Here is a 23,621-nt window from a genome sequence, read left to right on the forward strand (position 1 = left end):
GGGAGGCGTCATGGTCCAGGTTCGGGTGCTCGGGATCGCGCTCGACGCCGCGCGGCAGCACATCGTATTGCTCAAGCCGCTGTTCGACGACGACGATGAGTCCCGGGTCCTGCCCATCTGGATCGGTACGCAGGAGGCGACGTCGATCCTCATCGCGATCTCCGGCGAACGGGCGCCTCGCCCGCTGACGCACGACCTGATGACGTCGCTGCTCGGGATGCTCGGCGCCGAGGTGACGCGGGTCGAGGTCACCCGCATCGAGGCGGGTACGTTCTTCGCTGAGATCACGCTGTCGACACCGACGGGCACGCGCGTCATCGACGCCCGGCCATCGGACGCCGTCGCCGTCGCCGTGCGCACCGACGCATCGATCTTCGTCGCTGACGAGGTGCTGGCCGAGGCGGGGATCCCGGCCGAGATGGCTGACATCCATGCCGATGAGGAGCCCGACGAGGCGAAGCTCGACGAGTTCAAACGCTTCCTCGACGAGGTCGACCCCGAGGACTTCCAAGGCTAGCCCGCCGCGTCATCTGCCGGGTCGGGTGCAGATGGGACGTGTCTGACAGATCAATCGATGTGCGCCGACATCGCGTGGACCACGCAACTGTCAAGCACGCGCTAGTCGAACGCGGGTCGGATGGACGCCTCGACGAGCGCAGCGACCTCGTCACACACATCACGCAGCGCGGCCGGCTCGTGCGCGAATCGACCGAGGAAGAGTCCCCGGACCTCGCCCCCGAAGCGGGCGAGCGTGCCCGGGCCTGCGCTCCCGCCGTAGATCACGCGACTGCCCGGTCGCAACGGATGCTGCGCGAGATGGGTATCGATGGCCTGTACGACCTCGACGACGTGGTCGGTCGGCGCCGGCCGGTCCGCACCGATCGCCCAGACCGGCTCGTACGCGACAACTACGGGCCCAGTCGTCCCTTCGTCGTCGACCAGGGAGAGTGCGGCGTCGAGCTGCGCGATGGCTAACCTAGCCGCATCTCCTCGGGGATCGACCTCGCCCACACACAGGATCGGCGTCAGGCCGTTGCGAAAGGCCGCCTGCGTCTTCTTCGCCACCATCGTGTCGTGCTCGCCGAACAGCCTTCGCCGCTCGGCGTGGCCGAGTTCGACCATGGAGCACCCGACCTCCGCCAGCACAGCTGGGCTGTTCTCACCCGTGAATGCGCCCGTATCCATCCAGGACGCATCCTGTGCAGCGAGCCGCACTCCGGTTCCGCGAAGCAGTTCCGCCGCGGGTGCGAGCGCCACATGGGACGGCGCGACGAACAACTCGGCCAGCCCACCGACGAGCGCCGGGTGATCCAGAGCGAGTTCGGCCACCGCCGATGTCCATGCAATCGCCCGGGCATGGCTGAGGTACATCTTGTGGCTCACACCGATCAGATACGGGGCCACCACCGCGTGCGTCAGCACGAGCGATCCGCGGGCACGACCGGCTGGCGGCGCTCGTAGGCGAGAATGCCCGCTACCTTCTCGGCAGAGGCCGAGGTCGGGTCGAAACGGTACGCGAGCCACTCGCGAACGAGCCGCCGTGCGAGCTCGAGGCCGACGACGCGCTGGCCTACGCATAGGATCTGGGCATCGTTCGAGAGCACCGCGCGCTCGACCGAGAACGAGTCGTGAGCCGTGACCGCGCGGATGCCGCGGACCTTGTTCGCGGCGATCGCGACTCCGAGCCCGGTTCCGCAGATGAGCAGCGCACGATCGGCCTTACCTGCGGCGACGAGTTCGGCTGCGGTGGTCGCGATGCTCGGGTATGGTGTGTGGCCGTCGGAGGCGACTCCGACATCGCGCACGGAAGAGACAAGCTCGGAGCCTTCCAGGTCGGCGCGTAGCGCCTCTTTGTATGCGAAGCCGGCGTCATCCGACCCGACCACCAGTCGAAGCGGTTCGATCATCGAACTGGGCCATCCTTCGGAGTCGTCTCGGCTCGGAGCCTCGCGCCCACGACCTCGGCGACAGCGGCGAACGACACCGCCCCGGCGTCGGGCGTGCCGAGACTCTTCTCGCCGTGGGGTCGCGCGCGCCCGATACGCGGCAGCAGATCGGCCGTGGCCTGCGCCGCATCCGACGCGGCGGCGGCTGCGGCATCCCAAGCCTCGACCAGGGTCGCACCCGCATCGAGCCGGCTCACGAGTGCGTCGCGGAACGGAATCACGGCATCGACCATCGACTTGTCGCCGAGTGATGCGCCGAACCCGAGCACGGCCTCCGCAGCCGCGACCACGCCGTCGGCGACCTCCTGAGTCGTGGGCTCGGTCTCGTCGGAGAGCGCGAGGCCGATGGATGTGAGCATCGCGCCCCAGAGTGCGCCGGAAGTCCCGCCCGCACGATCGGACCAGGCATCGGATGCGCGCTCCACCACGGTCCGCGAGCCAGCGCCCTCATCGGCGGCCGCGCGTGCGGCCGCCGACGCTGCGCCTGATCCGCGGACCATGCCGATGCCATGGTCGCCGTCGCCGGCGATGGCGTCCAGGCGGCCGAGCTCGTCCGCTCGATCTGCGAGCATGTGCGCGACCGCCTGCGCACCGTCCGCGATCCGCGAGGCGGCCGCGCGCGAGGCGGGCGAGCCGGGGCGGAGCGCGGCGGGCTGCGTGGCGGACGGTACGTCGCCGCCGGAATCATGAGCCGAACTCGCGGACGCCTCCGCCTGAACGACCGATCCTTTCGAATACGCCGGAGCGTCGGCCGGGTCGCGCCACAGCATCTCGAGCTCGTCGTCGAGCCAGCAGAGCGTGAGCGACACGCCGGCCATGTCGAAGCTCGTCACCAGTTCACCGACCTCGGGCTCGACGATCTCGAGCCCCGCAGCCGTGAGCAAGCGTTCGACGGCGGCGTAGAGCACGAAAAGCTCGTCGTATTTGACCGAGCCGAGACCATTGACGATCACTGCAATCCGTCCACGGCCGGCGCGAGCCTCGTCGGGCGTCTCCTCGAGGAGGTCGCGCACGAGCAGGGTGGCCAGGTCGTTCGCGCTGGGGACATCTCGTTCACCGATGCCCGGCTCGCCGTGGATGCCCATTCCGACCGCCATTCGCCCTTCGGGCACGTTGAAGAGCGGGTCGTGCGCTCCCGGCAGGGAGCATCCGGAGAACGCAACACCGAACGATCGGGTCCGTTCGTTCGCCGTGCGCGCTACTCGTTCGACGTCGTCGAGCGAGTAGCCGCGCTCCGCGGCGGCTCCGGCGACCTTGAACACCGCGAGATCTCCGGCGATGCCACGGCGCGTGTGACGCTGTTCGAGCGGGGCGCTCGAGATGTCATCGGTGACGGCGACGATCCGCACGTCGGTACCCGCGGCGACAAGCGCATCTGCGGCCCGGCCGAAGTTGGCGACGTCGCCGGCGTAGTTGCCGAAGGTGAGCAGGATGCCACCGCCCTGGTCGGCCGCTTCTGCTACCTGGCGCACCTGCTGCGCCGACGGCGACGCGAATAGGTTCCCGAGCGCCGCCCCGTGGGCGAGGCCATGGCCGACGAGTCCGCCGAAGGCGGGGTAGTGGCCCGACCCGCCGCCGATGACGACGGCGACCGACCCCGAGGTTCCGGGCGCGGCTCGGAGCACGCCTCCGGGTACCCGGCGCACCCAGCGCCCGCTCGCGGCCACGAACCCGTCGATCGCCTCCTCGGCGAAGTCAGCCGGCTCGTTGTGGAGTCGGGTCATTGCCCCGCCCCTTCTGTGGCCGGCGTGGCGAAGCGCTGTTGCTCGTCGCCGGGATCCGCGATCGGCGCGGGACCGAGCTCGTAGAGCAAGCGCTGCATCTGGGCGTACGCGCGATTGCGATACGCGATGAGGTCGGCGGTCCGTTCGGCGCCGATCTCGAGGTATCCGGCACCCGTCTTCGTTCCGAACCGACCGGCCTCGACGAGTGCGCTCAGCGATGCTGGCGTCGCGAACCGCTCCGGCCACTTCGTCTGCAAGGACGTGTAGCAGAACGAGTACACGTCGAGTCCGGCCATGTCGGCGATCGCGAATGGTCCGAAGAACGGCAGCCGGAAGCCGAACGTGGTGCGCACGATGGTGTCGATGTCGTCAGCCGATGCGACGCCCTCTTCCACGAGCTGGGTCGCCTCGTGGAAGAGCGCATACTGCAGGCGGTTGAGGACGAACCCGGTCGCGTCCTTGACCCGGGCGGTCTCTTTCCCGGCCGCGGCGACGAGATCCTCGACGACGGGCAGGATTGCGGGATCCGTGCCGGAATGCGGGATGAGCTCGACGCCCGGGATGAACGGCGCCGGATTGGAGAAGTGCACTCCGAGGAATCGTTCGGGGCGCTCGACCGCCTCGGCGAGCGAGCCGATCAGGATCGTAGACGTGTTCGATCCGATGATCGCATCGGGCGCTGCCGCTGCGCTAATCCGGGCGAGCGCGGCATGCTTGATGTCGAGTCTCTCGGGCACGGCCTCTTCGATGAATTGGGCGTCAGCGACGGCCTGCTCGATCGACTCCGCCGCACGGAGGTTCGCACGCACGAGCTCGACCGCGTCGGCGGGGAAGAGACCAGCGTCGACGAACTCGCGAGTCTCGGCCACAAGCCGGTCGTAGTTGGCACGCGCGACCTCAGGAGAGACGTCGGCAATCGTGACGGACGCGTTCGCCATCGCGAACACCTGGGCGATACCGCCCCCCATGTACCCGGAGCCGACGACCGCGATCTGCTGTCCACTCATGCGCTGAGCCCCTTGGGGAGCCCAGCCGATGCCGACGCATCGACGCGCGCGCGAACGTCGAGCACACCCAACACGTACTCGCGGTTGGTCGCGCACACGCCGAGGCTGTCACCCCCGTATTGCTCCATCACGAAGATCCCTTCGTATCCGATGTCGATCGCCTCATTGATGACGGCTCGATAGTTAATGAGTCCGCCCTCGAGCGAGGTCGGCGTGACGGCGATCGACGAGGCGTCGGACGCCTCGTCTCGGGAGTAGTTCTTGAGGTGCCAGTAGTTTGCGTAGGGAAGGGTCTTCGCGAACATCTCCCGCCAGTCCTGCTGCGGGCGTCGGAGGCGCACGAGGTTTCCGATGTCGGGGTTCAGCCCGACGTTCTCGAGTCCGATTTCCTCGACGAGCCGGACGGCACTGTCGGGCGTGCCCAGATAGGTGTCCTCATACATCTCGAGGGACATGCTGAGACCGACGTCGGCGGCATGACGACCGAGCTCACGGAGCCGTGAGACGGCGAGCGCCCACACGTCAGGGTCGTCGGGGTCCTTGGCACCCTGCTCCGTCCAAAACCAGAGCGCCTGTCGCTGAGCCAGGGTGAAGGGCTGATGCAGCCCGGTGGAGAAGACGGTCATACCCATCGCGGCCGCGGCGTCGATCGTGCGGTGGGCGTAGTCGAGATTCTCGGACCCTCGACCGGGCTCGATCACGCTGCGGCGCTGCACATGGACCGATGGGAATCGGAGGTGGTGGGATCGCGCGAGCGCGAGCAGGTCGTGCAGCCGAGTCCGATCGAGGTCGGCCGGCCGCACGTGACTGTCGGCGAGCTCGGCGAGGGTGAAGCCGACCCCCTCGATCTCCGCGAGTGCGCGGTCCCAGATCTCGAGCGGCGCATCGTGGAACGCCACGCCGTCGCGGTTGGACACAGGGATGCCGTGCAGGCAGGTCGCCACCTGCCAGGCGCCATCAGTGGGGAGGAGGTCGTGCTTCACATGTGCTCCGTTGCGGTATTGGAAGTCAGATATGCTATTTCCTATAGGAAGGATAGTTCGCGGGCGCCACGGATACAAGGCATGGCCCGGCCGGCCGGGCCGGCCTGCTGTCGCCCCTGGGTGCCACTGCCCGCGATCAGGCGTGCAGCGACCGATTGTGAATCGCCGAACCGCACCACAGCCGTGCCCCGCGTAACCTGCGGCGCTCAGTGACCGCCGGCGCGTCAGCGGTTATCTTCGAGCGAGCGCCGCCGCACATTCTCGATGTGGGTCCGCATGGCCGCCGTGACGGCCTTCTGATCGCCCGCGACGAAGGCGTCGAGGATGGCGCGGTGCTCCGCAGTTGCGTCCCGGACGTCGTGCACGCCGCGGACCACCGCCTGCCGCATCCGATAGCTGCGCGCGCCCAACGTCTCGTACATTTCCGAGACGTATCGATTTCCCGCGTGGCCGAAGATCGCGTTGTGGAACTCGCCGTCGATATCGAAGTACGCGGCTGTCAACTCGGGCGGCACGCCGCCCTCCCCCATGATCTCGAGGATGTGCTCGGCTCGCTCCTCGTGCTCCTGCATGACCCTCGAGAGGGTTGGGATCAGCTCACCCCGATGCGGGAAGGCGAGGCGGGTCGCCTCGACCTCCAACAGGATCCGTGCTTCGAACAACTCGTCCAGCTGTCGGTCGTCGAGCGCAGGTGCCATCCGGTACCCCTTCTGCGCGACGCGCGTGACGAGCCCCGTGCGCTCGAGCATGACGAGCGCCTCCCTCACCGGTGTCGGGGAGACGTCGAGCTCGCGCGCGATCGTGTCGATGGAGAGTCGTCCGCCCGGCTCCACGCCACCGTCCAGCAACGTGCGCAGGATCGCGTCGTAGACATGTTCGCGCAGACCTCGTCGATCGATGTCCGACCCACTACTGAACGACATGCCTACTCACAATCACCGAATCGTTCGCCCCCGAACGCTGAGCCACGCGTTCAACGGTGCCTTGCCACTCATCGTATGGAGCGGAGCACGCAGATCCGGCATTCTCTAGACATTCTTTGCCACTCCCTCTATCCTATAGGAAACATGAAACACGAAGGCGTGTTTGCCGGAGTGCTCGTGCTTCCCCCTAATCACATGCGTTCGTGCATCTTCGGAAGGAACAGTCGCAATGAGAAAGAGGCTCCTCGCATCGGCGGCGATGTCCGCCGCCGCGCTCCTGGCACTCTCGGCGTGCGCCGCCGATACCGGCGGCGAAGCCGGGGGCGGTGACAGCGCGGCGTGCGCCAACACCATCGTCAACCCCGACGCCGAGCAGGTCACCGTCTGGGCCTGGTACCCCGCGTTCGAAGGCGTCGTCGACGTGTTCAACAACGCCCACAAAGACTTGCAGGTGTGCTGGGTCAACGCGGGCGTCGGCAAGGAGGTCTACCCCAAGTTCAGCACCGCGCTCGAGGCCGGCAACGGCGCCCCCGACGTGATCCAACTCGAGAACGAGGTGATCCCGAGCTTCAGCATCCGTGACGGCCTCGTCGACCTCACCGAGCATGGTGCCGCCGACCTCGAGTCCTCGTACGCGCCCGGCGCCTGGAAGGACGTCTCGAGCGGCAACGCGGTCTACGCCGTGCCGGTCGACCTCGGCCCGGTCGGAATGCTCTACCGAGCCGACATCTTCGAGGAGAACGGAATCGAGGTGCCGACGACCTGGGACGAGTTCGCGGTTGCGTCACAGCAGCTCAAGGACGCCGGTTCGGAGGGCTTCCTCGGAAATTACCCCACCAATGGGCGCTCGTTCAGCCAGGCCCTGTTCGCGCAGGCGGGCAACGTGCCCTTCGAGTTCTCGACCGAGAACGTCGAGGAGATCGGCATCGACGTCGATGACGAGGCGACCAGGCAGGTGTTGGAGTACTGGTTCGGACTCATCGACGCCGGGATCGCAAGCGCCGACGACCGCTCGACGCCCGACTTCAACACCGCTGTCGTCAACGGCCGGCACGCGACCTACCTGGCGGCGGCCTGGGGTCCTGGCTACCTCATGGGCCTCGAAGAAGAGGCCGACCCCGACGCGCGCTGGGCCGCAGCACCGCTGCCGCAGTGGGATCCGGAGAACCCGGTGTTCGTGAACTGGGGCGGCTCCTCGTTCGGCGTCACGAGTCAGGCGAAGAATCCGGACGCCGCAGCGACCGTCGCCCGTGAGCTCTTCGGTACCGAGGAGGCATGGCGGGTCGGCATCGAGGAGGGCGCCCTCTTCCCGACCTATCTGCCCGTGCTCGAGTCGGACTACTTCGTCGAGTTGAAGTATCCGTTCTTCAACGATCAGCAGATCAACAAGGACGTGTTCATCGAGGCAGCGGCCGCGTACGACGGCTTCACTTTCAGCCCCTTCCAGACATTCGCGTACGACAAGCTGACCGAGGCGCAGTTCTCGATTCTGCAAGGCGACGCGACGATCGATGAGGCGCTCGCGACCTACCAGGAGACGCTCGAACAATACGCGACAGATCAGGGTTTCACGCTTCAGTAAGCGGCACGAACCCGAGCCGGTCGGGGCGTTCCTCGCGAGCGCCCCGACCGCATTGAGAGATCAGGATCATCGCAATGACCACCCTCGCCAGGGCCTCCTCGAAGCGCGAGCCCGCCCAACGTCAGCGCCGTGCGCTCGTGAAGGTATCGCGCCGAACCACGTTCTTCGGCTGGACGTTCGTCGGGCCGTTCGCCATCGTCTTCATCGCCTTCCTCGCCGCTCCGCTGCTCTACGCCTTCTGGATGAGCCTGAACACGCGCACGCTCACCCGCGGTGTCGTGTTCACCGGATTCGACAACTACGTCAAGGCCTTCACCGATCCCGACTTCCTCGAAGGCGTCCTCTTCGTCGCCGGGTTCTCCCTCGTGCTCATCCCGCTGCAGATGCTGGTGTCGCTCGCGGCCGCGCTCGTGCTCGACGCCATCACCACGCGGCTCGCACGGTTCTCGCGCCTGATGATCTTCATGCCGTACGCCGTGCCGGTGGTCATCGGCGCGCTCATGTGGGGCTTCCTGTACAGCCCGCGCTTCGGCCCGATTGCAGAGATCGCCGGGATGTTCGGCCTCGACGCACCCTTCTTGCTCTCCCCGGAGTGGGTGTTCTTCGGACTGCTGAACATCGTCACCTGGCAGTGGGCCGGCTATTACATGATCATCATCTACTCGGCCCTCCAGGGCATTGACCCCTCGATCTACGAGGCGGCGAAGATCGACGGTGCGAACGCGTGGCAGATTGCGCTGCGCGTGAAGGTCCCGATGATCTCGTCGGCGATGATCCTCATCCTGGTCTTCGCCCTCATCGGGACACTCCAGTTCTTCACCGAGCCGCAGGTGCTGCGCAACGTCGCGCCGGGCGCGATCAGCACGTCGTTCACGCCGAACATGTACGCGTTCTCGCTCGCGTTCTCCTACGACCAGTTCAACTACGCCTCCGCAATCTCGTTCGCGCTCGGACTGTTCGTATTCATCGGCTCCTACCTGTTCATGTACTTCACCCGCAAGAGAAACGGTCTCAACTCATGAGCGCCCTCACCGATGCACCGCAGAAACGGAAGGCGCGCGCCACGGCGCCCGCGACCCGCGAGCGGACGCCGCTGCCGGGCCGCCGCCGACCGAGCCTGTCAGGTCAGGTGTTTCTGCTCGCTCTGGTCATCTACTTCTTCGTGCCGCTCTGGTGGCTGCTCGTCGCCAGTACGAAGTCGACCTCTGCACTGTTCAACGGCTCGGCGGGCGCGCTCTGGTTCGACCAAAACTTCAATCTGTTCGACAACATCGCCCAACTGGTCCAGTACAACAATGGCGAGTACCTGCGCTGGATGGCCAACTCGGCCCTTTACGCGCTCGTCGGGGGCGGCGGCGCGACGGTCCTCGCGGTGCTCGCCGGATACGGGCTGGCGAAGTATCGCTTCCGGGGCCGAACCGTGTCGTTCGCGATCCTGCTCGGCTCGGTCATGGTCCCCAGCACGGCGCTCGTGATCCCGACCTTCGTGCTGCTGAGCCAGGTGGGATGGACGAACACGATCTGGGCCGTCATTCTCCCGTCGCTGCTCAACCCGTTCGGCGTGTATCTCATGCGGGTATACACGCAGGACGCCATCCCGGATGAGCTGCTCGACGCCGCCCGAGTCGACGGTGCCGGCGAGTACCGCACGTTCGTGCAGGTTTGCCTACCGCTGCTCCGGCCGGCGATCGTCACGGTATTCCTGCTGTCGGTTGTGTCCACATGGAACAACTATTTCCTGCCGCTGGCGATGCTCAACGACTCCCGCCTGTTCCCGATCACCGTCGGCCTCGGTGTATGGCAGGGGCAGGCCATCCAGAACTCCGGCGGCCAGCAGATCTGGAACCTCATGATCACCGGTGCGTTCCTTTCCATCATCCCGCTCATCGTCGCATTCCTCTCCTTGCAGAAGTACTGGCGCGGTGGGCTGTCGCTCGGCAGCGTCAAATGAGCCTCGACGCATGAACTCACACCACGAAGGACGCAACCCGATCATGACCTCCGCCTGTATCATCATCGACCGGGACCGCACCATCGGCACGGTGGACCGGCGACTGTTCGGTTCGTTCGTCGAGCACCTCGGGCGAGCGGTCTACAACGGCATCTACGAACCCGGGCACCCGACGGCCGACCAACACGGATTCCGGCAGGACGTGCTCGCCCTCGTGCGCGAACTCGGTGTGACGACCGTCAGATATCCAGGCGGCAACTTCGTCTCCAGCTATCGCTGGGAGGACGGCGTTGGCCCCCGCGACCAGCGCCCACGCCGGATCGATCTCGCCTGGCACTCCATCGAGACCAACGAGGTAGGCCTCGACGAGTTCGCGACGTGGGCGCGACTGGCCGACACCGAGCTGATGCTCGCTGTGAACCTCGGGACCCGCGGCATCGAGGCGGCCGTCGATCTCTACGAGTATGCCAACATCAAGTCCGGAACGAGCCTCGCCGACGCCCGCATCGACCACGGCACGCCCGAGCCTCACGACGTGCGCATGTGGTGCCTCGGCAACGAGATGGACGGACCGTGGCAGGTCGGCTACACCGACGCCGACGCATACGGGCGGCTCGCCGCACAGACGGCGCGCGCGTTGCGAAGAGCCGACGAGAGCTTGGAGCTCGTGCTGTGCGGCAGCTCGAAGCCCGACATGCCCACGTTCGGCGCGTGGGAACGTACAGCGCTCATGCACGCGTACGAAGTCGTGGACTACATCTCGTGCCACGCCTACTACGAGGAGCTCGACGGTGACGCCCCGAGCTTCCTCGCCTCGGGTGTCGACATGGACCGCTTCATCGAGGCCGTCGCCGCCACCGCCGATCAGGTGCGAGCCGAGCTGAAGAGCGACAAGATGATGAAGATCTCGTTCGACGAGTGGAACGTCTGGTACAACCGACGATTTCACCGCGAGGACAAGATCACTGACCCGCAGAAATGGCCCTACGCGCCGCGCCTGCTCGAGGACCGCTACACGGTCACCGACAGCGTCGTGGTCGGCGGCCTGCTCATTTCACTACTGAACCACAGCGACCGGGTGCGGGCGGCAAGCCTTGCCCAGCTGGTCAACGTGATCGCCCCGATCATGACCGAGCCCGGCGGACCGGCCTGGCGCCAGACAATCTTCTACCCGTTCGCCGACATGGCCCGAATGAGCGGAGATGTCGCTCTCGATGTGGTGGTGGAGGCCCCGACGCATCCGACGGCACGTTACGGCGAGGTCGCCGCGATCGATGCGGCGGCGACCATCGACTCGTCGACTGGCGAGCTCAGTGTCTTCGTGGTGAACCGCTCTCTGCACGCGGCGATCGACGTCGAGATCGAGACCCGCGGCCTCGAGACCACCGCGGTCGCTGAAAGCACCGGCCTGTGGGATGCCGACCGGCATGCCGCGAACACGCTCGAGCAGCCCCAACGCGTGACCGCACGGCCGGCGAGCGCACGCCTCGAAGGCGGGCGACTGCGCATCACGGTTCCCCCAGTGTCCTGGACGGCGTTGCGCATGCGCTGAGCGCCCGACCTGCCCGTCGACGCCCTTGACTCCTCCTCCTAGCTCCACCCCACCCGCTCAACGAAGAGAAACGAGGAAAGATGACCATCGCCTCCCGCGTGAAACGTGCGCTGGCATTCGTCGCGGCACTCGCACTCGGTGCCGGACTCCTGTCCGTGGCATCCGCGCCCGCGACCGCCGCCGAACCTCCGTCCGGTCAGCTTGCGCTGTCCGGCAACCTCAACCTGCACGATCCGACCGTCTACCGGGACGGCGACACGTACTACGCCGCCGCCTCGCACCGCGGCATCTGGTCGGCCCCCAGCCTCAACGGGCCATGGACGAATATCGGCAACGTGCCTGCGGCCGACTGGACCGCCTCATCTGGCCGGGCGCTTTGGGCGCCGCACGTGCAGAAGATCGGCGACACGTTCTTCTACTACTACTCGACCTCATCGTTCGGCACGAACAACTCTGCCATCGGCCTGAAGACCACGCAGACACCGGGGATCCCGTCCAGCTACGTCGACCACGGCGGGCCAATCGTCACGTCGGGCACCCTGAGCCCGACGCAGGAGACGTTCAATGCCATTGACCCCGCAGTTCACCAGGACGACGACGGCAACTGGTGGATGGTCTGGGGGTCGCACTTCGACGGCATCTTCATCCAGCAGCTCGCGGACGACATGGTCACGCTCGTCGGCGAGCCTGTGAAGGTAGCCGACCGCGAGAGCGAGCAGTTCCCGATCGACAACCCGAACTTCAACCGGATCGAGGGCCCGTCCGTTTTCAAGCACGGCGACTGGTACTACCTGCTCACTGCCTGGGACTGGTGCTGCAGGGGGAACGGCAATGACAACACGTACAAGATCGTCGCCGGACGGTCTGCAACGATTGACGGTCCCTACCTCGACAAGAACGGCGTCGACCTCGCCGAGGGCGGCGGATCGATCATCCTGAACAGCAGGATGACGCAGCCCGGCGTCACCCCTGAGGGCTTGCACCGCGCTCCAGGCGCACCCGACTTCCTGGTCGAGGGCGACACGGTCTACTTCATCTACCACTCATACATGCCCGGGACCGTGCTCGGCATCCGCCCGTTCGAGTGGGACGGCGGCTGGCCGTACTTCCCCGAGTCGAAAGGGCCCTACGAGGTCACTGAGGGCGCCTCGTATGCGCTCCGACTTCAGGCCGGAAGCATCGACGACCCGAACAGCCTGCAGAACCCCGAGGCGAGCGAGACCTGTCTGACCTCGCTTGACGGGCTCGCGGTCGGTGCCGCCTGCGAGGAGCCTGGCGCGGCGCAAGCCTGGCGTTTGGAGAGTCTCGGAGACGCCTTCTACCAACTGCGGTCGCAGGCCGGTGATCGCGAGACATGCCTCACGATGGCGGACTTGTCCGGCACGGAGGGCACGGGCGTGGCCGTCGAACCGTGCGCCGATGACGAACGCCAGCACTGGTACTTCGACGACACCGGACACGGGTTCCAACGCCTCGTCGGCCGCACCTCAAACCTCGCGCTTGAGGCCACGTCAAACCTCCCCGGCGCCGAGACCGCCGTATTCGGCGGCCACCGCCGCGACGGTGACCACCAGGCAGGCAACCTCACGCAGGCCGCGAAGTGGCCGTACCAGCAATGGCGGTTCGAGAAGCTCGCCGACGCCCTGGAAGCCCCGACCATCACGACGCTCGACGGCGCCGCGAATGCGATCGTCGGCGACGAGGTCGACCTCGCCGTCACCGTGCGTGGCGAGTCGGGTGAGCTAGTGTCTGGTCATGTGAGCCTCTGGCAAGATGGCGACCAGGTCGACTCGGCGACGCTCGTCGACGGGGACGCGAGCTTCGCGATCGCCGCCGACGAGGTGGGCGTATTGTCGCTGACCGCGCGCTTCCACGGCGCCGCGTGGTCTGCCGATGCCGAAGTGGTCTGGAACGGCTCGACATCGACCGAGTTGGTTGTGACCGTCGAGCCCGCGCCCCACCCCGAGCCGCCGGTAACGCCTGGCCCCCAGGAGCCCGGCACCGCACCACCCGGCACCTCTCCCGGCGGATCGGGTTCGGGCAGCGGGCTCGCCTCGACGGGAACCGACGGGGAGGCGCTCAGCGCAATTGGGCTCGGAGCCCTGTTGCTCGCGCTGGGGGGCATGATGCTCGTCGCGCTCAGTCGGCGAAGTCGCGTCTGAGTCGACGTCATGGCGAGGCGCCCGGGCAGGTCTGCTCGGGCGCCTCGTCGCATTCCGCTGCGCCATGCGTACCCTTGGATCGGACGATATCGATTCGTCTCCTTGCGCATATCGTTATGTGTCCTCGATTTCCATAATCACGGGTATGTCGGGCGGCCACGGCACCGCACCATCGGAGGAGAGCGGACTCGTGCTCGCGCATCCTGTGTCGGTCGTCGGCTTGTTCGGGATGCTAGGGATGCTTGGCGCCGAAGTGACGCGGGTCGAGGTCACCCGCATCGAAGCTCGCCGAGGTCAAACGCGTCCTCGACGAGGTCGACCCCGAGGACTTCCAGGGCTGACTCCGGCCGTGCCCGCCACCGGGACGGCCCTAGGGTGTGTCAGACACGCCCTACGCGCGGGCGGCGTCGATGAGGCGGGTGAGGGCGTCCCGGGTGTGTTCGAGCTCGTCGATCGGGAGTCCGAGGCGGTCGATGATCTGCTGCGGAACGGCCTCGGCCTGCGCGCGGAGCGCGCGGCCCTGCTCGGTCAGCTCGATGGAGAGGGCCCGCTCGTCGTGCGCGCTGCGTGCGCGCGTGATGAGGCCGGCCGATTCGAGGCGCTTGACGAGCGGGGTGAGTGTCGCGGGCTCGAGCATCAGCTCGGCGCTCAACCCGCTGAGGGTGCGTGGGCTCTGCTCCCAGAGGGCGAGCATCACGAGGTATTGCGGATGCGTCAGCCCCAGCGGCTCGAGCACCGGGCGATAGAGGCCGATCACGCTGCGCGACGCGACCGCGAGCGCGAAGCAGACCTGCTTGTCGAGCTGCAGCAGATCCGCGGGGGATCTCATCGTGTCGCTCATGAGGTCGGGCAGAGCATGCGAGTCGGCGTGTTCGCGTTACCGCGCTGCATGGTGTGGTCGGCCATGGGCTGCCGGCAGACCGGGCAGACGGGATTGGCGGGCGGCACGTACGGCGCCTCGGTCTTGCCGTACCCGATGCCGACCTGGGCCGGCCCGGCGATGGGGTAGAGGATGCGGTTGACCCGGTTCCAGAACCCCGGACGCCCCTCGAATGGATTCATTCCCTTGCTCACAAATAATTAGTGTACTCACTAATTGGTGCATCCGCCCTGAAGGAGCTCGCGCCGGACTCGGCCAGCTGCGGGCTACACGGCCGCCACCGGCAGCTCGCGGTTGCCGACGATCACGTCGCGCGGGTCGACGCGCCGCTTCACCTCGGCGAGCCGCGCGAGCACCGCGGGCCCGTACGCGTCGGCGAGTGTCGCCCCCCGACCGAGGAAGCTCGGCACGGTGCCCGTCGCCGGATAGGTCTCCACGAGTTCGCGCAGCGGCTGCAGCGCCGCCATCGCATCGATCGAGGGATCCATGAGCAGCACGCCCGCGCTCAGGAGGCCGGGCGCCTCGATCGCACCGATCGCGGCGAGCTCTGACCCGAGCTCTTCGGCGATCGCCCCGCCGAGCACCCGCACGCCGACGCGGGCGAGCCCGAGATCTGCGCCGCGCAGGAACGCGTCGACGAGGTCGTGGATGAACGCGTCGTCGAGTGAGCCCAGCGCCGCGCCGAAGTCGACGGTCGGCATGGGGTCGACCGGTTCGGCCGCGACCGCCGCGAGCGAGCCGATGGTGAACACCGTGAGCGTGTCGGCGATGGGTGCCGCCGCCGAGATGAGCCGGTCGGCGTACCCGCGCCCGGTGACCTCGTCGCCGAGGTGCACGAGGGCGACGGTCGCGACGGTCTGCCCCCGGAGCGGCGGCGGCACGAGCGGCAGGTCGGGGAAGCGGGCGAGCCCGAGGTCGAGGCCGAGCTCGGGGATGTCGCGCGCAAGCTCGACGGCCGCCGAGTGCACCGTGGTCGCGGTCTCGATCGGGAAGGCGAGGGTGCCGCCGAACAGCTGGTCGCCCGGGTATAGCGCGAGCTCGATCGCGGTGACGACGCCGAAGAGGCCGCCGCCGCCGCGCAGCGCCCAGATGAGCTCGGGGTCTTCGGCGTCGGTCACCCGGCGCACCGCGCCCTCGCCGTCGACGAGCTCGACGGCGACGATGGAACGGGCGGTGATTCCGTACCGGCGGCTGAACATGGAGTGCCCGCCGTTGAGCGCGAGCCCGACCACGTTGACCTCGGGGTTCGAGCCGGCCAGCGCGATGAACCCCGTGCCGTCGAGCTGCTGCAGCGCGCGCCCCCAGTTCACGCCGGCGCCCGCGCGCAGCACGCGGGCCTCGGTGTCGACCGAGAGCTCGTCGAACCGCGACGGGCGGATCAGCACGACGCCCTCGAGCGCGCCCTCGGCCCCGTGGCCGTTCGGCTGGGTCGTCACGCCGAAGCCGCCGTCGGGCGCCGCGCGCACGATCGCCTGCACATCGGCGACGTCGGCGGGGGTCGCGACGGCCGCGGGGCGCTGGTCGACGCTCAGATTCCAGGCGAGCCGGGCGACGTCGTAGTCGGGGTCGCCGGCGAGCACGAGCGTGCCGGAGAGCTCATCGCGAAGCCGTTCGAGCGCGGCGCGGTCGGGGGTGCGAGACATGAGGGGTCCTTTCGGTCGAGCACACGGTACCGACCGCCACAGACATCCGGAAGAGTCGCGCTCACATCATGTGGTCGCGCTCTCGCCCCGCCCGCCTGCCCGCGCCCGCGCCCGCGCCTGCCGGTGACGCGTCGCGCTCACCACCCCGTCTCGAGCACGCGGTCCAGCGCGTCGACGAACGCGTCGGCGCTCGCACGCGAGAAGCACAGCGGCGGCTTGACCTTGAGCACGCACTGCCGGTCGCTGGTCGGCTGGATGATCACGCCGAGCTCGCGCATGCGCTCGCAGATCGCGGCGGTCTCCTCGGTCGCGGGTTCGAGCGTCACGCGGTCGCGCACGAGCTCGACGCCGAGATAGAACCCCGAGCCGTGCACGGCTCCGATGAGCGGATGCCTCGTCGCGAGCTCCTCGAGCCGTGACCTGAAGTACGCGCCGGTGTCGCGGGCGTTCTCCTGCAGTCGTTCGTCGCGGATGACGTCGAGCACGGTCACACCGATGACGCTCGACACCGGGCTGCCGCCCGCCGAGGAGAAGAAGTACCCGTTCGACCGGAACCGCTCGGCGATCTCGCGCGTCGTGATGACGGCGCCGAGCGGTTGCCCATTGCCCACCGCCTTCGCGACCGCGACGACGTCGGGCACGACGCCCTGCTGCTCGAACCCCCAGAACCACTCGCCGAGCCGGCCGTAGCCGACCTGCACCTCGTCGGCGACCGCGAGCCCGCCGTGCGCGCGCACCGCGGCGTACACCGCCTCGAGGTACCCGTCGGGCAGCGCGATGCCGCCCGCGTTGCCGTAGAAGGTCTCGGCGATGAACGCGCCCACGGGCGTTCCGTCGGCCGCGAGCCGGTCGACCTCGGCGACCGCGTCGACCGCGTACCGCGCCGCGTCTGCGCCGCGGTAGCGCCCGCGGTAGCTGTTCGGCGCGTCGACGGTGTGCACCCAGCCGGGCCGGGTCTCGAGCGCGTTCGGGTTGTCGGCGATCGACGTCGACACCGCATCGGAGAGGTCGGTCCAGCCGTGATAGGCCTCGCGCACCGCGAGCACGTCGCGCCGGCCGGACGCCGCGCGCGCGATGCGGAGCGCGAGGTCGACGGCCTCGGACCCGCTGTTCACGAGGAACACCTGGTCGAGCCCGTCGGGCAGCAGCGCGCCGAGCCGTTCGGCGAAGTCGACCACCGCGGGGTAGTTGAACCGCGAGTTCGTGTTGAGCAGCTTCCACTGCTCGCTGACGGCGTCGACGAGCCGGGGGTGCGCGTGCCCGATCGAGGTCACATTGTTGACCGAGTCGAGGTACACGCGTGCATCGGCGTCGATGAGCAGGTCCTGCCAGCCGCGGACGATCATGGGCGGCTCGTCGTAGTAGTGCTCCTGCACGTCGGCGAGTGCGCGCTCGCGGCGTGCGACGAGCGCCGCCGCGTCCTGCCGCGGGTCGGGCAGCTCGTGCCCGAGCACGAGCGGCGTCGGGTCGGCGACGACCGCGCGCCACGCGCGCGACAAAGACGCCTGCGTGAACCACGGCGCGCCGGCCCCGTCGCGTTCGACGCGCACACCCAGCGTCGTCGCACCGTGAGCGGATGCCACGCGCCCCACCCGCTCGCCGCGGGTGACGGCCGCGCCGGGGGCCACGGCGAGCTCGGCGCCGTCGAGTGTGAGCGTCAGTCCGTCGCCGCGCAGCTCGAGGCCGTCGAGCGTCTCGTCGACGACGCCGTCCCACGGCGCGAGCAGGTCGACCGGCTCGGCGAACGTCAATTCGATGCCGAGCGCGGTGTTGGCCGGCGCGGCGGCGTTGACGCGTGCGGCGTTCGCTTCGCGGGTGCCGTCTGGGCCGGCGCCGGCGAAGTCCGGTGCCGAGCGCGTGAGTCGCGGCTCGCCGAACCGGGTCAGCGTCGCACTGGCGGTGACGATCGGGTCGCCGGTGCCGTGCGCCAGCGCTGCTGCGGCGATCCGTCCCTCGATGTCCGCCTCGAGCCAGCGGCCCTCGTGCAGTGCGGGGCTCGTCGCCGAGAGGTCGAGCACGGTCACGTGGTCGGTCGTCACGCCGTCGAGCAGGTGGCCGTGCGCGGGCAGCCGCAGCCGATCGGCGACCGACGCGTCGGAAGCCGAGGCGATCGCCGCGGCCACGAGCGCGCTCGCGACCGGGAGCGGCACCGACACCGCGGCGTCGAGGATCGCGAGCTCGTGCCCGAGGTTCTCGGCGGCATAGGCGTTCTCCGGGTCGGTCGCGACGACGTGGTGCCCGCTCGCGACGAGGATCGCGCCGCGCAGGACGACGAGCGGCCAGAGCGCCGCGGCTTCGGCCGAGCTCAGCGGACGCAGCGCGTGGTACGCCGTCACGGCGCGAAGCGCCGCGGGCAGGTCGACCCCGTCGTGGTGCAGCAGCGACGACACGGTGATCGCGAGTTCGCCGACGGTCCAGCTGCGGTTGAGGTCGCCGAGGTCGATGACGCCGTCGGGTCGCTTCGTGAGGGGGTCGCTCCACACGACATTGTCGTCGGTGAGGTCGCCGTGGATCACTTGTTCGGGCAGCTCGGGCGCGAGCCGCTCGACGACCGCCCAGGCCGAGTCTGCGGCGTCGCGCACACGCGCGCGGAGCGCGGGGTCGCCGATGTACGGCAGCAGCGCGTCGAGCACCTCGGGCGCCCGGCGCAGGTCCCACTGGTGCGCGCGCTCGATGCCCGGCAGATCGAAGTCGGCGAGCGCGAGGTCGACGGTCGCCGCGAGACGTCCGATCGCCCGCACGGTCGAGGGGGAGAGGTGACCGCTGCCCGAGAGCGTCGAGCCCTCGAGGAAGTCGAGCACGCGTGCGTGCAGCTGTTCGCCCTCGTGCTCGATCGCCATCGCGGTGGCGCCGGTCGCGCCGGGCCGGCTCCGCGGCACCCGGACGCCGGGCGCCCGCTGCGCGATGCGGTCGGCCGCGGCCGACTGGCACTCGAGCTCCACGGCCGACGTGCCGGGGTTCGCGACCTTGAGCAGGCAGCGCCGGCCGGCGCGGTCGTCATCGCGAACCGGCTCATCGCCGTCGGTCAGCGTGAGCAGGAAGTTGCGGTCCTGGTGGCTGCCGAGCGTCGTCGCCTCGGCGGCGAGCCCGAACGCCTCGGCGGCGATACGGGCTGCGTCGGCCGCGGACAGGTCGGGCGGCGTGGGCTGCACGACGCCGGTGTCGGAGGGCAGGGGGCTGGCCATGAGGTGATCCTGTCATGTGCGGTGGACGGGTGGTGTGAGGCCTCGGGGCGGATGCCTCGGGCGTGAGGTCTGCGGGATCGTGCGGGCCGAGCCGCGGTGCGGCCCGAGCCGCAGTGCGGGCCGAGCCGAGATGCGGGCCGAGCCGCGGTGCGGGCCGAGCTGCGGGCGGGTCCGGCTCAGGTGGCCGGCTCGAAGACGACGTCGGTCGTCGGGGCGCTGCAGCAGACGAGCACCGAGCCCGCCGGGGGAGGCACGAGCGGCTCGCTGAGGTACTCGACCTCGCCCGCCCGCAGCACGCGCGCGCAGGTGCCGCACGCGCCCACGCGGCATCCGCTCGGCCAGTCCACGCCGATGCCCTCGACCGCATCGAGCACCGAGCCCGACTCGGGCCGCCACATGAGCTCGTCCTCGCCGAACGAGATGCGGTGCGGCCCGGTGGTCGACGGCGGTCGCGGCTCGGTGAGCTCGGCCGCGGTCGGCGAGAAGAACACCTCGGCGTGCACCCGGTCGGCGGCGACGCCTGCGGCCTCGACCGCCGCGCGCACCGAGGCCGTGAAGCCGGCCGGCCCGCATACGTACACGTCGGTGTTCGCGGGGGTGAGTCCGGTGAGCGTGGCCGCGAGGGCCTCGGGTGTCGGCCGGCCGGCCGACGCGCCGAGCGCGGTCGCCGCCTCGGTGGTCTCGCGCGTCAGGTAGACGGATGCCTCGGCGTCGCCGATCACGGCGATCGCCTCGCGCACCTCATTCCAGAGCGGCAGCCCCTCAGCGGTGCGGTCGACGTGCAGCACGCGCACGCGCCGAGGTGCGGCGCCCGGGCCGACACCTTCGGCGGCGCGCGCGGCGGATACGCTCGCGGCCAGCGCCCGGAGCATCGCGACCGTCGGTGTGATGCCGGCGCCGGCGCTGACGAACACCACGTCACCCGAGGCATCCGGATCGATCGTCACGTCGCCGAACGGGCCGCTCACGACGAGCTCGCGCCCGACCTCGAACGCGTCGTGCAGCTCCGAGGAGATGCGGCCGTCGCGTTTCACGCTGATACGCATGCGCGCTGGTCGCCCGGTCGCGTCCGGCACGAATGGCACCCCCGTGTCGGCCGCGCCGGCCGCCTCCACGGCGGAGATCGTGTAACACCGCCACGAGGGGGCCGCCGCGCCGGGGATGTGCACGCGCACGTGCTGCCCGGGCCTGGCCTCGGGCAGGAAGCCGAACGGGTCGGAGAGCCACAGGCTCGTCACGTTCGCCGATTCGTCGTGGCGCGCGAGCACGCGTGCCGTGCGCGGCCAGCCATGCTCGGGCTCGAGCGGCTCCGAGAGCGGCGCGCCGCCGGCCGGGGCCGGCTCGTCCAGCAGCGAGATCGGGTCGCCGGGCGCGAAGCGCCCCGCCTCGACCACGCGCGCGTACACGCCGCAGAACATGTGCCCGAACCGGCTCGCGAGCAGGGCGGGCACATTGAGGTCGGAGACGGCGTCGAGCGGGTTGATGGTCGTCGCCCGGCAGCGGTCGGTCGGTTGGAACACCTCGAACACGGCGTCGCCGATGCGGATGCGCCGGCCGAGGAGCGCCAGCTCGCCCCACGCGGGCAGGCCGCCGAGGTACAGGTTGCCGCGGAACCGGCGCTGATCGATGGCCTCGCCCGCGGCCGCGCCGAGCGCGTCGAGCGTCGCGAGGTTGATGATCGAAAGGTGTGCGGCGGGCCAGTCCCAGAGTCCCGCCGCGGTCGTGCGCACGAGCGACGGCGGCCCTGCGGGACCGGCCGGAAGCAGATCGCGGAGGAGCGCATCGACCGGGCTCGCCTGGATCGTGCCCGCGTCGTCGCGCTCGCCGCCGAGGTCGACGCTCGCCGTGCGCCCGTCGGGCGCGGTCACGGTGAGCGTGGGGTGATCGCCCTCGGCGTCGGCGAGCGCGGTGCCGAACGCCGCGATGCGCTCCTGCTTGGCGAGGTGGAAGTACGCCTCCCGCGGGTTCCAGCCGGTGCGCATGCGCGCCGGCACGAGTGCGTGCTCGATGGCGTGGCTGCGGTCCCAGCGGAGTCCCCGGCCGGGGACCACCTCGACCGGCCCGTCAGCGGGCACGCCCCGCAGGCCCTTCACCGGGTAGCGGACGACGCGCTGCACGAACGGCTCGCGCTGCACGAACGGCTCAGGCCGCACGGGCACCTCCCTGCCGTGGCTCGACGGACTCGCACCGGATCGATCCGGCATTCCGAGCCAACGTAGCCGGTACGAACACTGTTCGTCAATGAGTGCCGGAACGATCCGTCATGCGCGGTTACCGGCATGTTTCAGTCCCGCATTTTCCGCCCGGATGTCTTGACGCCCCTCGATCGCACCGCTACATTCGCCAAAACGCCGGAACGATCCGGCACCTCGATAGGTCCACTCGCTCCACCCCTCAGCGCGAACACAGACCGCGGTCGCATCGGCGGCCGCCACCACGCACCCAAGGAGTCGAACACCCATGCGACACACACGCCCCCTGCTGATCGGCCTCGCCGCCGGCGCCCTGCTGCTCACCGGCTGTACCGCCCAACCCGCCGCCGAATCCGGCGGCTCCGAAGAGGTCGCGGAGGGCTTCCTCGCGGTGGCCGACGACTCGATCGAGTCGAGCGGCACCTTCCGCGCCTACCTCGACTACGACACCGTCGAGCCGAACGGCCTCGACCCGCGCTCGGCCGACACGGCCAGGTCGTGGACGATCATGGGCCTGAGCTACGAGACGCTCGTCAACATCGACGAGAACTTCGAGTTCACCCCGGGACTCGCCGAGTCGTGGGAGGAGGTCAGCCCGACCGAGTACGTGTTCCAGCTCCGCGACGACGCGGTGTTCTCGAACGGCCGGCCGATGACCCCCGAGGACGTGACGGGCAGCATCGAGCTCCTGCTCGAGTCGCAGTCGGCCTGGTCGGCCCAGCTCGGGCCCGTGGCGTCCGCCGACGTCACCGGCGAGCACGAGGTGACCATCACGCTCTCGAGCCCGTACACGGCCCTGCTCGGCGCGCTCGCCAACACCCCCGCCGGCATCCTGCCCGTCCAGGAGGTGCGCGACGGCACCGTGGACCTCACGACCGAGATGGTCGGCACCGGTCCGTTCGTCGCCACCGAGCACGTGCAGGACGAGTCGTGGACCTTCGAGCAGAACCCGCACTACCCGGGCCTCGACGAGCTCGGCATCGACACGATCGAGCTCGAGATCGTGCCCGACGAGGCCAACCGCCTCGCCGCGATCCGCGACGGCAGCGCGCAGTACGCGTTCTTCAACAACGCCGACGCGCTCGACCTGCTCGCGGGCACCCCGAACGCGACCGCGGTGAACCAGCAGAACACCGACTTCTACTACGTGATCCTGAACTCCACCGACCCCGACTCGCCGCTCGCGGATCCGAAGGTGCGGCAGGCGGTCAATGCCGCGATCGACCGCGCGCAGCTCTCTGACCTCGCGCTCGCCGGGCACGGCCTGCCCACCGGCGTCACCCCGGTCTCGCTGCCGGGCGCATGCAACCCCGACGACCTGCCGTCCGCGCAGATGACCGACGAGGAGATCACCGCGGCGTTCGAGGAGGCCGGCGGCGACCTCGAGCTCTCGCTCGTCACCTGGAACTCCGAGAGCGCGCCCGGCCAGATCGCCCAGATCCTCCAGCAGCAGCTCGAACCGTTCGGCGTGACCGTCGACATCGAGATCGTCGACGACGCGACCTACGGGGCGGCGTTCTTCAACGGCGGCCCCGCGACGGCCGACATCGGCGTGAGCTGGTTCGCCGGGTACGGTGACGCCGCGATGGTGTCGCGCTGGTGGAACACCGACGTGACCGCGTTCACCGCGGGCTTCATGACGGGCAACCCCGAGGTGAACGCCCTCGTCGTCGACGCGAGCGAGGAGCCCGCGGGTGCGAGCCGCGATGCGATCCTCACGGACCTCTGCGCGGCGGTCGACGAGCAGGCCGAGATGGTGCCGCTCATGACCCGGCCCGGCGTCATCGCCTACCGGACCGACCTGGTCAGCCCGACCATCAACGCGAACGAGGGCTACGGCGACATCTTCCGCTACCTCACGGACTTCCGGCTGATCGGGGCCGAGTAGTCC

The 23,621-nt window shown here is 69.2% G+C and carries 18 protein-coding genes; 7 read left to right on the forward strand and 11 right to left on the reverse strand.

The window, feature by feature from the left end:
- Positions 1–10 precede the first annotated feature (10 nt).
- The gene (locus QU602_RS03890) at positions 11–517 is read left to right on the forward strand and encodes a bifunctional nuclease family protein (RefSeq protein WP_308798875.1); all 507 of its coding nucleotides are present in this window, start codon (positions 11–13) and stop codon (positions 515–517) included.
- Positions 518–618: 101 nt separating this feature from the next.
- Here the strand turns inward: QU602_RS03890 and QU602_RS03895 are convergent, their stop codons facing one another.
- From QU602_RS03895 to QU602_RS03920, 6 genes are all read right to left on the reverse strand, one after another.
- Entirely contained in the window at positions 619–1,422 is an 804-nt protein-coding gene (locus QU602_RS03895; RefSeq protein ID WP_308798877.1) for a triose-phosphate isomerase family protein, read from the reverse strand.
- Positions 1,416–1,907: a ribose-5-phosphate isomerase gene (locus tag QU602_RS03900; protein WP_308798878.1), complete on the reverse strand. Its 492-nt coding sequence runs from the start codon at positions 1,905–1,907 to the stop codon at positions 1,416–1,418. Before QU602_RS03900 ends, QU602_RS03895 begins: the two co-directional genes overlap by 7 nt.
- The gene (locus QU602_RS03905; RefSeq protein ID WP_308798879.1) at positions 1,904–3,670 is read right to left on the reverse strand and encodes a dihydroxyacetone kinase family protein; all 1,767 of its coding nucleotides are present in this window, start codon (positions 3,668–3,670) and stop codon (positions 1,904–1,906) included. Before QU602_RS03905 ends, QU602_RS03900 begins: the two co-directional genes overlap by 4 nt.
- Entirely contained in the window at positions 3,667–4,677 is a 1,011-nt protein-coding gene (locus QU602_RS03910; protein ID WP_308798880.1) for a 3-hydroxyacyl-CoA dehydrogenase family protein, read from the reverse strand. The genes QU602_RS03905 and QU602_RS03910 overlap by 4 nt, the downstream gene beginning before the upstream one ends.
- A complete protein-coding gene (locus QU602_RS03915) occupies positions 4,674–5,660 on the reverse strand; it encodes a sugar phosphate isomerase/epimerase family protein (protein WP_308798881.1) in 987 nt (328 codons plus the stop codon). Before QU602_RS03915 ends, QU602_RS03910 begins: the two co-directional genes overlap by 4 nt.
- A 224-nt stretch (positions 5,661–5,884) precedes the next feature.
- A complete protein-coding gene (locus QU602_RS03920) occupies positions 5,885–6,583 on the reverse strand; it encodes a GntR family transcriptional regulator (protein WP_308798882.1) in 699 nt (232 codons plus the stop codon).
- Between the two features lie 229 nt (positions 6,584–6,812).
- Here QU602_RS03920 and QU602_RS03925 point away from each other — a divergent pair, with 229 nt between their 5' ends.
- From QU602_RS03925 to QU602_RS03945, 5 genes are all read left to right on the forward strand, one after another.
- A complete protein-coding gene (locus QU602_RS03925; RefSeq protein WP_308798883.1) occupies positions 6,813–8,165 on the forward strand; it encodes an ABC transporter substrate-binding protein in 1,353 nt (450 codons plus the stop codon).
- 74 nt (positions 8,166–8,239) lie between these two features.
- Complete coding sequence (locus tag QU602_RS03930; RefSeq protein WP_308798884.1) at positions 8,240–9,187, forward strand: carbohydrate ABC transporter permease; 948 nt, start codon at positions 8,240–8,242, stop codon at positions 9,185–9,187.
- Positions 9,184–10,116, forward strand: a complete 933-nt coding sequence (locus QU602_RS03935; protein ID WP_308798885.1) for a carbohydrate ABC transporter permease — start codon at positions 9,184–9,186, stop codon at positions 10,114–10,116. Before QU602_RS03930 ends, QU602_RS03935 begins: the two co-directional genes overlap by 4 nt.
- Positions 10,117–10,159: 43 nt before the next feature.
- Positions 10,160–11,668, forward strand: coding sequence for an arabinosylfuranosidase ArfA (gene arfA, locus QU602_RS03940; RefSeq protein ID WP_308800266.1), 1,509 nt, complete (start codon positions 10,160–10,162; stop codon positions 11,666–11,668).
- Between the two features lie 80 nt (positions 11,669–11,748).
- A complete protein-coding gene (locus QU602_RS03945) occupies positions 11,749–13,830 on the forward strand; it encodes a family 43 glycosylhydrolase (RefSeq protein ID WP_308798886.1) in 2,082 nt (693 codons plus the stop codon).
- 391 nt (positions 13,831–14,221) lie between these two features.
- Here QU602_RS03945 and QU602_RS03950 read toward each other — a convergent pair whose 3' ends face one another.
- The 5 genes from QU602_RS03950 to QU602_RS03970 form a co-directional block, all read right to left on the reverse strand.
- Positions 14,222–14,659 (reverse strand): MarR family winged helix-turn-helix transcriptional regulator, encoded by a 438-nt coding sequence (locus QU602_RS03950; RefSeq protein ID WP_308798887.1) that lies wholly within the window; start codon positions 14,657–14,659, stop codon positions 14,222–14,224.
- Between the two features lie 8 nt (positions 14,660–14,667).
- Entirely contained in the window at positions 14,668–14,904 is a 237-nt protein-coding gene (locus QU602_RS03955) for a hypothetical protein (RefSeq protein ID WP_308798888.1), read from the reverse strand.
- A gap of 72 nt (positions 14,905–14,976) precedes the next feature.
- Positions 14,977–16,353 carry an FAD-binding oxidoreductase gene (locus QU602_RS03960; protein WP_308798889.1) on the reverse strand — a complete coding sequence of 459 codons (1,377 nt, stop codon included), beginning with the start codon at positions 16,351–16,353 and terminating at the stop codon, positions 14,977–14,979.
- A 137-nt stretch (positions 16,354–16,490) separates the two neighbouring features.
- Positions 16,491–19,538, reverse strand: a complete 3,048-nt coding sequence (locus tag QU602_RS03965; RefSeq protein WP_308798891.1) for an aminotransferase — start codon at positions 19,536–19,538, stop codon at positions 16,491–16,493.
- Between the two features lie 176 nt (positions 19,539–19,714).
- Positions 19,715–21,742 (reverse strand): MOSC domain-containing protein, encoded by a 2,028-nt coding sequence (locus QU602_RS03970; RefSeq protein ID WP_308798892.1) that lies wholly within the window; start codon positions 21,740–21,742, stop codon positions 19,715–19,717.
- Between the two features lie 256 nt (positions 21,743–21,998).
- Between QU602_RS03970 and QU602_RS03975 the strand changes: the two genes are divergently transcribed.
- A complete protein-coding gene (locus tag QU602_RS03975; RefSeq protein WP_308798893.1) occupies positions 21,999–23,618 on the forward strand; it encodes an ABC transporter substrate-binding protein in 1,620 nt (539 codons plus the stop codon).
- Positions 23,619–23,621: the final 3 nt, after the last annotated feature.

It is taken from the genome of Agromyces protaetiae, from assembly GCF_030866785.1.
Taxonomy (GTDB): Bacteria; Actinomycetota; Actinomycetes; order Actinomycetales; family Microbacteriaceae; genus Agromyces; species Agromyces silvae.